The sequence below is a fragment of the Flavobacterium panacagri genome, from assembly GCF_030378165.1.
GTDB lineage: Bacteria > Bacteroidota > Bacteroidia > Flavobacteriales > Flavobacteriaceae > Flavobacterium > Flavobacterium panacagri.
In genome coordinates this window covers 4550683-4564668 of sequence record NZ_CP119766.1, presented here as the reverse complement: position 1 = coordinate 4564668, position 13986 = coordinate 4550683, and the positions used below count along the sequence as shown (strand labels likewise).

Here is a 13986-nt window from a genome sequence, read left to right as displayed (position 1 = left end):
ATGGCACCATTTGAAGACAATTGGTGCCATTCGGCTTTTATGACCTCGAATGGACAAATTTCAACATTGTTTTTGGATGATTTGAAGAAAATGGCTTATTAATATGTAATTATCTGTATTTCATTGGATTTATGAATTTGATTTGGATGACCCGGTGGGGATTGATGAATTACGTAATAATTTATTTAAAGTAGATAAACTTGCATAGCTTATTACAGCAAATTTGAAAGAAACAGCACTCGTTTTTAGAGAGGCCATTAACCAAACAATCCTTTAAAAATTTTTATTCATTCTTTGCAATTCAGTTGGCGAATAACCAAACTGTTTTTTGAATGCAAATGAAAAATGCGATAAATTTTCAAAACCTGTTTCATAATAAATGTCAACAGGTTTTTTGTTTTTTTCACTAAGCTGATAATGGGCTAGTTCTAATCTTTTTTTGGTTAGCCAGCGTTGCGGTGTAATGTTGAAAGCCTTATGAAAATCACGCTTAAAAGTGGTCAGACTCCGGCCTGTTAAATAGCCAAACTTTTCCAATGGCATATTAAACATAAAGTTCTTCTCCATAAAAGCAATTAAATCAATCTTGTAAGGTTCATCAAAGTTTGCCAGTACAGCATCTATATGCGGGTCAATAGTTCTAAGTATCGAAATTGCCTCAGTAATTTTTAAGGAAGCGATATTTTCGGGAAAATTTTCCTGCATTTCAAAATAAGGAATCAGCGAAGCCAAGCAGCTTTCCAATAAAGGATGTTTATGGAAACTGAAAATTTTTGGTGTCGCCGTTTTTTTTAGCTTTGCATTTTCGTGATCATAAAATTCCCGAAGTCTTTTTGCCGATAAATGCATGGCAACTGCTTTGTGCGGCAAACCATCTTTTGGAATATTAATGATGGCAGCCAATTGATTTCGGGGAATTAAAAAAGTATTTCCAGCACCAAATACAAAAGTTTCATCTGCCTGAATAATTTTCGTTTCCCCCGAAATTAACCACACAAGCAAATGATCATTAAACGCGGCTTCCGTTTTAAACAGCTTGCCGGTATAACTAGAAAGTTTAATCTCTGGGTTTATGTAATTTACCTGATAATCCATAATTGCTTGTGTGGTATAAAGATACAAATATTAATGAAGATCGAATTTTATTCCAGTCATCTCCTCGCTTAATTTCCACAAACGTTTTGCATTTTTTTGATCTAATGAATACGATTTAATACCGCCAATAATTGCATCATTTGAACTCAATGCTGCTATATCTGTATTTTCACAATAAACCCCGCCAATATCATTCAGCAATTTGCTCGTGGCTGCCCAAAGGGTTGTAGATGCACCTTGCGGAATTGTTTTTAATGACGCTGCAACTTCCGGCAGTATATTTCCTTCAGCATCACTGTAACCCAGTTTTTGAAACAAATCAACTGGTGCTTCCCTTGCTAATTCTGTTTCTCCAACAGCGCCCGGACATAAAGAATAACTGCGCACATTATAGGCTTTTGCAAGTGTATCTAATTCAACCGAAAAAAGATTAACTGCTGTTTTTGACTGTCCATATCCCTGTAAAGTTTCATACTCCCGATTTAGAAAATTAGGATCTTCAAAATCAAAATCTGAAAATTGGTGTCCTCCTGAAGAAACATTAACCACCCTTGCGCCATCTGCTTTTTTTAATGCAGGCCATAATCTTGCTGTGATCTGAAACAGCGCCAGATAATTGGTTGCCAGCTGCGATTCATATCCTCGCTTATCCCTGCGGAGCGGCACCCACATAATTCCTGCATTGTTAATGAGCAGATGAAGCGGTTGTCCTGAAAGCAAAAACTTTTCAGCAAAAGCATCTATAGAATCGGGATTCATTAAATCCATTTTTTCTATTTGCACATTTGCAATTCCTTCCAGATTTCTTTTGGCTTTTTCGACATCTCTGGCAGGTACGATCACTGTTGCGCCGGCTCTGGCAAGTGTTTTCACCGTTTCCAGACCAATACCTGTATTTCCGCCCGTAACAATGGCAATTTTTCCCTTAAGATCAATTCCTTTTATAACCTTGTTTGAGGTGGATTTGGCATCAAATCCGGAACCTGTAGCTTTCTGCAATTTTCCCTGATAATTATTCTGTTCCATTTTTTTAATTTAAGTTATTTAACAGGACAAAATTAGAGGATACACGAACACATGACTTTGTTTAAACGTCTCAATATACATTGTTTAAACGTCCGAATTAAAAATCGGCGAGTCATATTAAACTTAAAATAATAATTCTAAAGCCAATCAAACCAGGGGTTTATTTCCAGTAATGTTTTTAATAGTACTACATTTATAGCATTACTATTCAAGCTGATGCTATATCAGTTTAATGATGTTTACAGACAATGAGAAAAGCAAAATCAACCCAATATACAAGTGCTGGAGGAACCAACCATATTTTGCCTCAGTCGAGCAACAACTAGTAATCAAGTTATAAGAGATGAAAATTCAAGAGATGATGATATAGTAAACCATTTTTAAAGGAGGTTTCACTATTTGTCTTTAGTATTTAACACTACCTATAATTATTGGTACGATTTGAACCAATGATATGGATTTATTCTTAACTGCCCGGAATTTGGTATAATCCTTTGTTCCTTAAACGTAATTCAGTGATTAACTAGGGCGCTAAAAAACGGTTAAATGCTAATTCAGTTAATTGCAAAAGAACTTTATTCTGTAATTTAATAAGGCCCTTTTTTATAGTAATGTAACTTCTGTCAGTAATGAGTAATGAGTTTAAAAAATATATTCCTTATCATCCAAATATATTAACGTATCTAGTATTTTTTGCCTGCCTGTCATTTTCAGTTTCAATATCAGTAGTAAAAACTGCCAGCATCTATAGATGACCAAAGATCATTTCAGACAGAATCCCTTAAACTCGATGTTTTAAATTTTGCAGGTTATCATTTCATTTATGTATTTTCCGTACTTTTGAGAATTGTAAAACTGCCTAAAGATGACAAGCTCTGAAACCCCCTCTGGTGAAAACTTAAATGAAAAGGAGCCGGTAAAAATTATACTGGCCGAGGATGATAAGGACGATCAGGAATTATTCATTGATGCCCTTGATGAAGCTGATATTCCCTCTGAGGTAACTGCGGTTGAAAACGGGCAGCAGCTCGTGAATACACTCAGGGATAAATCCCAGCCCGATCCCGATATTATTTTTATAGATGTCAATATGCCTGTTAAAGGGGGCAAACAGGCGCTGAAAGAAATAAAGGGCGATAAAGAGCTTCGCGACATTCCTGCGGTCATGCTCTCCACCTGGAACCATCCTTCGGATATTGAAGATACCTTTGAAAAGGGGGCGGACCTTTATGTCCAGAAGCCAAATTCTTTTGCCGGCTTTGTGCTGCTGCTAAAGAAAGTCTTTCTTCTGCACTGGGCCAAAGCTTTATTGAGACCCGTTATAAGTTTATTTTTTGTTTCTGAAAAGAATATATCGCAGCGGGACTAATAAGGAATTTATACCCGAAGTTGGCTTTTTTTCTACAATTATGCCCTTTATTCTATTTAATTGTCTTTTTAGGAGCTTTTCCGCGCTATACGTTCCACCCGAGCGCAAGCGAACTGTCGAAGCAATCTTTGCGTCAAGTTCCGCCGCAAAGGATTTCACTTTTATCGGGGCTAAGGAAAGCTGCGTATTAGAACCTCTTTATTGAATTAGAAACCACGAGTAGATTTGAAGAGATTGTTAAGCGTACCGTTTCATCGATAATGCAGCGCAGTCCGATATTGAAAGAAATGATTGAAAATGGAGAAATTGGAATTGTTGGAGGATCACACGACATTTCTACAGGTGAAGTGACATTTTTTCCTGAAACTTCTAAATTTGGATCGTAAAAAGTAAGGACGGCAGATTCTCTCAATACTGAAAATAAGCAGTGCGAAAAAAGGTCTTCATCGTAGATTAAAATGACATTTTTTCATTTTTCTACTATGAAAAAATGTCAGAATTAATCCCTGGCATATTTTTTGTTTTTTTTCCTTGTGCACACCTTTGTGCAAGTTCAAAAATTTATTGTATAACAATTTTAAAAATTACTGTTATGAATCTTATTAAAAGAAACGGAAGCCATGTGCCGGCTTTCCAACGCTTGTTTTTTGATGATGTTTTTGGCCGCGATCTTTTCAATTGGGAAAACAACAATTTTTCAACCACAAGCACCACACTGCCATCAGTGAATATTAAGGAAACTGACGAGAATTATGAAGTAGAGGTTGCAGCTCCCGGCATGAGCAGGGATGACTTTAAGGTTACCCTTGATAATGGACAGCTGCTTATTTCTTCCTTTAAGCAGGAACACGTTAATAAAGAGCAAGAAAATTACACCCGCAGAGAGTTCAGCTACCAATCTTTCCAGAGAAGTTTTGTGCTTCCCAAAAATGTAGTGGACGAAGATAGAATTCGTGCCCGATACGAAAATGGAATTTTACTGCTGTCTATTCCAAAACTGGAACAGGCCAGACAAAAGTCTCCAAGGATGATAGAGATTTCTTAAAAACTTTTATGAATTTTTTATTGAAAGCTGCCCCATAAAGGCAGCTTTCTTGATAATAATTTAAAATATGCTCTCACAATTATTCTCGGGGATTGCTGTGCTTTCCCTTATTGTCTTATTGTTGATTTTATTGCTTCGGCGGTTAAAGCAGCCTTATTTTATCGCCTACATAGCGGCCGGTGTGCTTTTAGGTCCTCAGGTATTTAATATTATCCACAAACCTGATGTGATATCAGAGCTTGGTGAGATAGGGATCATTATTATGATGTTTTCCATAGGAAGCGAGATTGACCTTCAATATCTCACGCGTAATTTTTACAAGCCGCTGTTGATTTCAGTTGTTCAGATTGTGCTTAGTTTTATCTGCATGTATTTTGTTGGATCATATGCAGGATGGGAAATGACAATAATTGTACTGACTGCCTTTACAATCAGCATCAGCAGTTCGGCCATTGTATTTCAGTATCTGGCCAGAACAGGCCAAATTAAAAGTCAGCTCGGCATGATTACCTGCGGTGTATTATTAATGCAGGATATATTGGTTATACCTATGATGCTGGCTTTGAATTTTATGTCAGGTACCGCTGTATCAGCAGTTCAATTGATAAAAGTATGCGCAGGAGGCGTATTGATGATTCTTTTTTTGAAAGGGGCTCTGACTAAAAAACTTTTTAAAATTCCGATGCGCAAAGAGATTACTGTTGACCATGAACTGCAGGTTTTTATCGGCTTTAGTATCTGTTTCACAATGGCTTGGATCAGCGGATGGTTTGGCTTGTCTACTGCCTTTGGTGCTTTTGCTTCAGGAATATTAATCGGGCATGATAAGGCAACCCGCTGGCTGGGTAGTTCCCTTATTCCTTTTAGGGTATTTTTTATGGCTTTCTTTTTCTTAGCTGTAGGACTGCAGTTAGATATTAATTTTTTTATTCAAAATACAGGTACAATTATATTGATTTCATTTTCAGTACTCTTTATAAACAGCCTGATTAATACCATTCTTTTTAAACTGACTAAGAACTCCTGGCGAGACAGTTTATATGCAGGGGCACTCTTATCGCAGATAGGGGAATTCAGTTTTATTTTAATGACCATGGCAGCTTCTTTAAAATTAGTAGAAAATTATACGTATCAAATAACATTGGCTGTAATTACTTCAACGATGATGCTGACTGCAATCTGGCTTATGATTATTCAGCGGCTGATTTTCAGGCTGAAATAGAAGCGAAAGATTATTTTTTCTTTTGACCTGCAGGTCCGTAATTTTTTTTTCTTAGAATAGGTTTTTTAAAACATCCTAAGAAAAAATATGCCAGTGATGAATTGATTGCAAGCGGCCTGTCTAAGATAATATGAATTGCTATTAGCATGATAAAATATACTGTGATTGACAGTGTTTTTTTAGGAGCTCTTCTCGCTATCCGTTCCAATCTTTTACGCCGAACCCCGGCGCAAAAGGATTTTAACTGCTATCGGGGCTAGGGCTGCTGAGGAGCCCGGCACTTTTGACTAATAAAAATAAGTAAGGTTATAAAAAAATGTCACCAATTGTCTTCAATTGGTGACATTTGGCTTGTTTGTGACCCCGACGGGACAAATTTCAACATTTTTTTTGGATGATTTGAAGAAATTGGCTTATTATATGTAGTTGTTTGTCTTCCAGTGGCTTTGGTAATTTGGTTTGAACAAATCGCTAACCTCTTTTATTAAAACCGCCTTAGCTTGTGTGACAAAATTGGAGGCAGTTCTGCACCTGCGGGGGCGTGTTTTGTCATGCACATTCCAGTCCAAATTTATCGTGGCAAAAAAAGTAGTAGCTATGTAATCTATACTATAGATTTAATTCAAGTTCTTTTAAAGCATTTTTAATAAATCCTTCCTTATCAGCATTCATTTGTGCCAGCAATTCCTTTCTTTCTTCAGGAATGTTGGTATACTTTTCTGCCCAAAGATTAATTTCAACAATTATTGGAATTAAATCCATTCCTTTCTGTGTCAATTGATACAATACTTTGGCTTTACTGTCGGGATGCTCCATTTTCTGAATAATTCCGTTTTCTTCTAACGAGAGCAGTCGAGCGGCTAAAATGTTAGTTGCGATCTTCTCATCGGATTTTGCCAATTCGCCATAGGTACATTTTTTTTTAAGCATTAAATCTCTAACAATCAACAGCGACCACTTGTCACCAAAGGCTTCAAGTGAAAAACTTACCGGGCAGTCTGATCTCTTTTTTTGAGTTTTCATAAAATAAAATTAAAATCACTTGCTTTTTGCAAGTAAATGTATTTATATTTACACTTGCATTTCGCAAGCAAATATAGAAATAATAAACTAAATAGAAAAATTATGGAATTAAAAGGTAAGATAATTTTGATTACAGGTGGATCTGCCGGAATCGGATTAGAGGCTGCAAAACAGTTCATTACAGAAGGTGCTAAAGTAATTATTACAGGAAGAGATCAGAAAAAATTGGATCTTGCCAAAAAAATGTATCCATCCATTACGACCATTAAAAGTGATGCGTCCAGCCAGGAAGCCGCGGTTGCTTTGTACAACCAAATTAATGAAATGGGTGGTATCGATATACTTTATAACAATGCCGGAATTATGAATGGTCAGGATAATTTAGGTTTCAGTAATTCAAAACATTTTGAAAAAGCTGCCATGGAAATTAATACTAACTACTTAGGAGTTATTCTCTTAAATGATCTTTTTCTGGATATGCTTAAAAGCAGAAAAGAAGCAGCTATTATCAATACATCATCGATATTGAGTTACACGCCGTCTAATCTTGTACCAACTTATTCAGCATCAAAAGCTGCGGTACGTTTTTATACAGAAGCATTACGAGATCATTTACAGATAATTGGAAGCAGAATAAAAATATTTGAATTATTGCCGCCGTTGGTAAAAACAAATATGTCTGAGGGAATGGAAGGTAAATCGATAACACCAGATGTGCTAATTGATGCTTTAATAAAAGGATTAAAAAACAATACGTACACTATTCGTGTTGGCGATACAAAAGCGATTTATCTGTTAAATAGATTTTTACCAAAGTTAGCTTACAAGTTATTGAATCATAAAGGTATTACGGCCAGATTGCAATCTTAATTTGTATAAAAATATTTAACTGAATAAAAAATGAACAGCGTTCATTTTATTTTATATCTTTGTCTGCAGTAATAAAAATAAGTATGAGTACAATTGATAGAAAAGCAAAAGAAAAAGAAGCTTTAAAAGCCCTGATATTAAAAGGTGCTAAAAAGCTTTTTGTTGAAAAAGGAATTGAACATACCACCATAAGAAACATTGCTGAAGAAATTAACTACAGTGTAGGCACTGTTTATGTTTATTTTAAAGATAAAAATGATATTCTCCATGATCTTCATACAATAGGTTTTCAGGAATTAGATAGTTATTTTATGGAGTTATATACTATAGAAGATCCGAAGGAAAGATTAAAGAAAATGGGATTTGCCTATATCAAATTTGCCATCGAAAATTCTGAAATGTACGATTTGATGTTTAATCTAAAAGCTCCAATAGAATTCCTGAAAGACTCCGAGAATGAAGATTGGGATGAAGGATGCACAGCATTTGGATTAGTTAAAAAAACTATTGAAGAATGTATTAACAAAGGTTATTTTAAAGGCCATAATGTAGAGCCGCTGGCATTTATGGTTTGGAGTTTGGTACATGGCATGTGCTGTCTGGAAATTCACCAGAGAATTAAAAATGTAAATTTTACGAATCCCGATACCATTTTGTATGACGGATACAATGAATATCTAAAAATGATAGAAAAGCTTTAAAAATTTTTTTGCCCAAAAAAATGAACAATGTTCAAATAATAAACAATGTACAATAAATGAAAATTAAACTAACTTTTGCAATACTCTGTCTAGGATATTTAGGGTATGCACAGAACAAGCTGGAAACTTATATAAAGACCGGCTTAAAAAATAACGAAGTAATCAGGCAGCATAATTTTGATATTAATAAAAGCATGTATGCCTTAAAAGAAGCACGAGCTTTATTTTATCCAACAGTTTCCCTAAATGGAAGTTACACCAAAGCAGAAGGCGGAAGGACAATCGATATTCCAATTGGAGATATGCTGAATCCGGTGTATAATACTTTAAATCAAATTACCAATTCTAACGCTTTTCCGATGTTAGAAAATCAGTCGGTCTTGATAAATCCGGATAATTTTTATGATGCTAAAATTCATACCACGATGCCATTGCTGAATTTTGAAATTATTTATAATAAAAGAATAAAAGCCCAGCAGACGACGCTTCAAAAAATAGAACTCGAAATCTATCAAAGAGAGTTAGTAAAGGAAATTAAAATTGCTTATTACAAATACCTGCAATCGGTTGAAGGTATTAAGATTTATGAAGATGCCCTGGCTTTGGTAAAAGAAAACCAAAGGGTAAATCAGGCTTTATTTAAAAATGAAAAAATAAACCGGACTGCCGTTTTACGAAGCGATAATGAGGTAATCCGCATTCAGGCCAATTTAGAAACCGCCCGACAAACCAGTAATAATGCCAGATCCTATTTTAATTTTTTATTGAATCAAAAACTTGATGCCGCAATAGAAACTGATCAGAGTGAAGCACTGCCAATAGAAGTACTTTCAGAAAATACCCAAAATAGAGAAGAGCTGCAAAAGCTCACTCAGGCAAAAGAAATAAACGAAAATGTAAGCAGACTGACCAAATCGTACTGGCTGCCAAAAGTAAACGGCTTTGCCGATTTCGGAATTCAGGATTTTGATTTTCAGGCGGATAAAAACTCACGCTACTATTTTGCCGGAGTGGGGCTGGAGTGGAATATCTTTTCGGGAAACAAAAACAAATGGAAGCTGAAGCAAGTTGAAGAAGACAGTAAAAAAATCATCTCGCAAACTGATAATGTAAAACAGCAGCTGCTGCTTCAGCTTCAGGTTTCACAGAACAATCTAAAATCGGCCTTAGAGCAGTTCAATGCTGATAAAAATCAAAAGCAGTCGGCCAAAAAGTACAATGATGACATTACCAAATTGTACAAGGAAGGCCAGGCAATATATATAGAACTGCTTGATGCACAGAACCAATGGGTGAATGCGCAGCTTAACACTAATATTTCGCTTTATAACTCCTGGATTGCTTTTGCAGAATTAGAAAGAGCCAACGCCACTTTTACTTTTAACTAAAAATAAAAAACATGAAATTAACGATTCACAATTATCTAAAAAAACATATCGCAGCCTCCAAAAAAGGGTTGATTATATTGCTTGCTTTAACGCTTTTTTACGCCTGTAAAGAAGAAAAAAAGGAAAATTCGCCCTTTGAAAGCGCGGATGTCATCCCGATTAAAACAGCTCCGGTCGAATCTTTTGCTCTTAACAATACCATAAGCGCATCAGGTTTAGTAACAACAGAAAATCAGGCCAATTATGGATTTAAAATAGGAGGGGTCATCAGTCGTATTTATGTTGAAGAAGGCCAGTTTTTTAAGAAAGGCCAGCTTCTGGCATCATTAGACGAAACAGAGATTAATGCAGGATTGAACCAAACCGATTTGAATCTCAAAAAGTACGAGCGTGATTATAAACGAGCAAGCAATTTGTACAAAGACAGTGTTTATACATTAGAACAGCTTCAGAATACCAAAACGGGCCTTGACATTGCTAAAAAACAGAAAGATGCGGTTGCTTTTAATGCGCGTTATTCTAAAATTTATGCTGCTGCGAATGGTTTTGTTTCGAAAAAAATAGCCAGCGAAGGAGAAGTAGTTGGCGCAGGATCGCCAATTCTGGCTATAAATGAAACCACCCAAAACAATAATTATCTGCTAAAAGTAGGATTGACAGACAAAGAATGGGCCGCGGTAAAAGTAGGGCAGAAAGCCACTGTGACGCTTGACGGTTATCCTGATGAAAAATTCGATGCCTTTATTTTTAGAAAATCGCAGGCGGCAGATGCAGCACTAGGTTCTTTTCAGGTCGAATTAAAACTGAGCCTTAAAAAAAGCAAACCAGCGGTGGGGATGTTTGGAAAAGCCGAAATAAAGGCAGAGCACTCAGAAGATTTCATCATCATTCCGTACAATTCGCTTATTGAAGCTGACGGAAACAAAGCGTTTGTTTTTATTGTGGAAAACAACAAAGTAAAACGACAGCCGGTGACCATTAATAAATTTGAGAACAATAAAGTATTCATAAAAGAAGGTCTTCAGAAAACAGATCAGATTGTGATCTCAAACAGTGCTTATCTCAACGAACAATCAACTATCAAGATCATTAAATAATCAGTATTATGAAAATAACAAACTTTGCTGTTAAAAATTATCAGTTTACACTGATTATATTTCTGCTGGTTGCTGTGGTAGGGTATCTTACGTTGTTTACCATGCCTAGGGCGGAAGATCCTTCAACACATCCGCCGCAATATTTAATTACGGTAATCTATCCCGGGACAAGTCCAAAGGATATGGAGGAGCAGGTTGTAAAACCAATCGAGAATAAAATTTACGGACTCGAAAACATCGAAAAAATATTAACCACAGTAGAAGACGGTGTTGCAGCTTTTCAGGTAAAATTTAAATACGGAGTAGATGTTGATAATAAATATCAGGAGATTTCTACGGAAATGAATGCTCTTAAAAACAGCGAACTTCCAAAAGATATTTATCAGATAAAAACCGAAAAAATTGCTTCTTCTGATGTGAAAATCCTTCAGATAGCGTTGGTTTCAGAAAATGCATCAGACAAAAAACTTCGCGATGAAGCGGATAAACTTAAATCTAAAATTGAGAAAATTACCAATCTGAAAGATGTAAAATATGCTGGATTTCCCGAGCAGGAAATTCGTATTGATTTACAGCTTGAAAAGTTGGCCCAATTAAAAATTCCGTTAAATGTAGTCATGGCAAGCCTGCAGAGCGAAGCGGCCGATATTCCAGGAGGAAGCATTGATTTAGGCAGTAAAGTATTTAATGTAAAAACTAGCGGTAAATTTAAAAATGCGGACGATGTATCCAATACAGTAATTTACAATGCTAACGGTAAAATAATCTATATGAAAGATGTAGCCGAAGTAGGCTACAAGTCACAGGTCGTCGATCATATTACCCGCATCAACGGACACCGTTGTGTGCTAGTGACAGCCGGAATGAAAGACAATGTAAACATTACAGATGTGCAGAAAGAATTCCTGCCAATTGTAGATGAATTTTCTAAAGAATTACCCTCAAACATCAAATTAGTAAAAAACTTCGATCAGGCGAATATGGTATCGCAGCGTTTGGGACATTTAGGTTTTGATTTTACGCTGGCAATTGTTTTGGTAATTGTGACATTACTTCCATTAGGTTTAAGAGCTTCGGGAATTGTGATGATTTCCATTCCGTTATCCCTCGCATTGGGATTAATTGCAATGAATGCTTTTGGCTTTTCTTTAAATCAGTTAAGTATTGTTGGTCTTGTGGTAGCTTTAGGATTGTTGGTGGATGACAGTATTGTGGTAGTCGAAAACATAGAGCGATGGCTGCGGGAAGGACATTCTAAAATGGATGCAGTCCTTAAAGGTACCAAACAAATCGGAATTGCCGTTGTAGGCTGTACTGCAACACTTATAATTGCATTTTTACCGCTGGCTTTCCTGCCGGATGTTTCGGGAGAATTTATCAGAAGTCTTCCAATGGCAGTTATTACCAGTGTACTGGCATCGATGATTGTAGCTTTAACATTGGTGCCGTTTTTAGGAAGCCGATTTTTAAAAACGCACGATCATGCGGGAGGAAATATTTTTCTTCAGTATCTGCAAAAATTCCTGACCAGAGCGTATCGTGATATTATGCCCAAAGCATTAAAATATCCTAGAACAACTATTGCTATTTCTATAGTTTTAAGCATCACTGCTTTTGGATTGTTTAAAGTAACGGGTTTTAAATTATTTCCAACTTCAGAAAAACCGATGTTTCTTATCAATATAAAAATGCCCCTTCAGGCCAATATTTCAGAAAGTGACCGTGTGACCAAAATTGTAGAAGCAGAGCTTAAAAATCATAAGGAAATTGTGTATTACACTTCGAACGTTGGTAAAGGAAATCCGCAGATTTATTACAATGTGCATCCCCAGGACAGAAAACCCGATTTTGCGCAGATTTTTGTCCAGCTCGAAGATGAAGCTAAACCATCAGAGAAAACAGCTTTGATTGAAGAACTTCGAAATAAATTTAAAACGATGCCTTACGCAAAAGTGGAGGTAAAAGATTTTGAACAGGGAACACCATTAGAAGCTAATATTGTCGTAAGATTATTTGGTGAAGATCAGGAAGTGTTACGTAAGCTTTCTTCACAGGTAGAGACTATTCTTAGAAATCAGGAAGGAACCGTGTATATCAACAATGAACTGAATACGTATAAAACTGATGTTAAAGTTAAAATCAATAAAGAAAAAGCCAGAACATTGGGCGTATTGACCAGCGATGTAGATAAGGTAATCCGTCTTTCGGTAGCAGGATTAACAGTCGGTGATTATATAGATGATAGGGGAGATGCCAGAAATGTTACGCTGACATTGCCCCGAGATAAATTTTCGAACCTTGACGCTTTGAAAAACTTGTACGTAAATAACCTTCAGGGAACTCCGATTGCCCTAAACCAGATTGCTGAAATTTCGTTTGAAACTTCTCCAACGGCGATTAACCATTTTAATAAATCACGCTTTTCAAAAGTAACCGCTTTATCGGCAAAAGGGTATTATGCCAATGATTTATTGACGCACATTGTTCCAAAACTGGATCAATTGAAAATGCCAAAAGGATATTACTATAAATTATCAGGTGAAAAAGAATCCGAAGGCGATGCGCTGGGCGGTAATTTTTTGGCCGTAATTATTTTGAGTACCTTTTTGTTTGTGGCGGTTTTACTGCTGCAGTTTAAAACTTTTAAAGGAATTATTATTGTATTATCTATTATTCCGCTGGGGATTTTAGGTGGCGTGCTATTATTGCTTCTCAATGGAAGTCCGATGTCTTTGGTTGCTATAATCGGTTTTATAGGTCTCTCGGGAATTCAGGTAAAGAACTCTTTGCTGCTGGTAGATTTCACCAATCAGTTAAGGCAGGAAGGACATTCGATCGATGAAGCTATTTCAATTGCAGGAGAAACACGTTTTCTGCCTGTAGTGCTGACTTCAATTACTGCAATTTGCGGTTTGATTCCGATTGCATTAAACTCAAATCCTTTGATCGCACCATTGGCAATTGTGTTAATTGGCGGTTTAATCAGTTCTACAATATTATCACGGATTGTAACGCCCGTGATGTATAAATTGATCCCTCCTAGTATTGAAAAGATGTAAGAAGAGAGAAAAGATTTTTTTGAAATTAAGATAATTTTTAAAGCCGGCAGTGTGTTTGAACATGCCCCAAAAAGTTAGACACTATTTGGGG

11 protein-coding genes are annotated in these 13986 nt (G+C 36.2%); 8 read left to right on the top strand and 3 right to left on the bottom strand.

Annotated features, from left to right (window positions below):
- Nucleotides 1–273 precede the first annotated feature (273 nt).
- Nucleotides 274–1095, bottom strand: coding sequence for a helix-turn-helix domain-containing protein (locus P2W65_RS19765; protein ID WP_289660365.1), 822 nt, complete (start codon nt 1093–1095; stop codon nt 274–276).
- Between the two features lie 30 nt (nt 1096–1125).
- Nucleotides 1126–2121 carry an SDR family NAD(P)-dependent oxidoreductase gene (locus P2W65_RS19760; RefSeq protein WP_281233750.1) on the bottom strand — a complete coding sequence of 332 codons (996 nt, stop codon included), beginning with the start codon at nt 2119–2121 and terminating at the stop codon, nt 1126–1128.
- Between the two features lie 865 nt (nt 2122–2986).
- On the opposite strand from P2W65_RS19760, the gene P2W65_RS19755 reads away from it, so the two are divergent.
- From P2W65_RS19755 to P2W65_RS19745, 3 genes are all read left to right on the top strand, one after another.
- Nucleotides 2987–3490, top strand: coding sequence for a response regulator (locus P2W65_RS19755; RefSeq protein WP_281233749.1), 504 nt, complete (start codon nt 2987–2989; stop codon nt 3488–3490).
- A gap of 592 nt (nt 3491–4082) precedes the next feature.
- A complete protein-coding gene (locus tag P2W65_RS19750; protein ID WP_281233748.1) occupies nt 4083–4535 on the top strand; it encodes an Hsp20/alpha crystallin family protein in 453 nt (150 codons plus the stop codon).
- A gap of 67 nt (nt 4536–4602) precedes the next feature.
- Nucleotides 4603–5757, top strand: coding sequence for a cation:proton antiporter (locus P2W65_RS19745; protein WP_289660360.1), 1155 nt, complete (start codon nt 4603–4605; stop codon nt 5755–5757).
- A 609-nt stretch (nt 5758–6366) separates the two neighbouring features.
- Here P2W65_RS19745 and P2W65_RS19740 read toward each other — a convergent pair.
- Nucleotides 6367–6780, bottom strand: coding sequence for a winged helix-turn-helix transcriptional regulator (locus P2W65_RS19740; protein ID WP_281233746.1), 414 nt, complete (start codon nt 6778–6780; stop codon nt 6367–6369).
- A gap of 102 nt (nt 6781–6882) precedes the next feature.
- On the opposite strand from P2W65_RS19740, the gene P2W65_RS19735 reads away from it, so the two are divergent.
- The 5 genes from P2W65_RS19735 to P2W65_RS19715 all read left to right on the top strand — a co-directional run bounded on the left by P2W65_RS19735 (nt 6883) and on the right by P2W65_RS19715 (nt 13895).
- Entirely contained in the window at nt 6883–7650 is a 768-nt protein-coding gene (locus tag P2W65_RS19735; RefSeq protein ID WP_281233745.1) for an SDR family oxidoreductase, read from the top strand.
- 83 nt (nt 7651–7733) lie between these two features.
- Nucleotides 7734–8351 carry a TetR/AcrR family transcriptional regulator gene (locus P2W65_RS19730; RefSeq protein WP_229350995.1) on the top strand — a complete coding sequence of 206 codons (618 nt, stop codon included), beginning with the start codon at nt 7734–7736 and terminating at the stop codon, nt 8349–8351.
- 56 nt (nt 8352–8407) lie between these two features.
- Nucleotides 8408–9739, top strand: a complete 1332-nt coding sequence (locus P2W65_RS19725; protein ID WP_289660351.1) for a TolC family protein — start codon at nt 8408–8410, stop codon at nt 9737–9739.
- An 11-nt stretch (nt 9740–9750) separates the two neighbouring features.
- Nucleotides 9751–10836, top strand: a complete 1086-nt coding sequence (locus tag P2W65_RS19720) for an efflux RND transporter periplasmic adaptor subunit (protein ID WP_289660348.1) — start codon at nt 9751–9753, stop codon at nt 10834–10836.
- 8 nt (nt 10837–10844) lie between these two features.
- Nucleotides 10845–13895 (top strand): efflux RND transporter permease subunit, encoded by a 3051-nt coding sequence (locus P2W65_RS19715; protein WP_281233742.1) that lies wholly within the window; start codon nt 10845–10847, stop codon nt 13893–13895.
- Nucleotides 13896–13986: the final 91 nt, after the last annotated feature.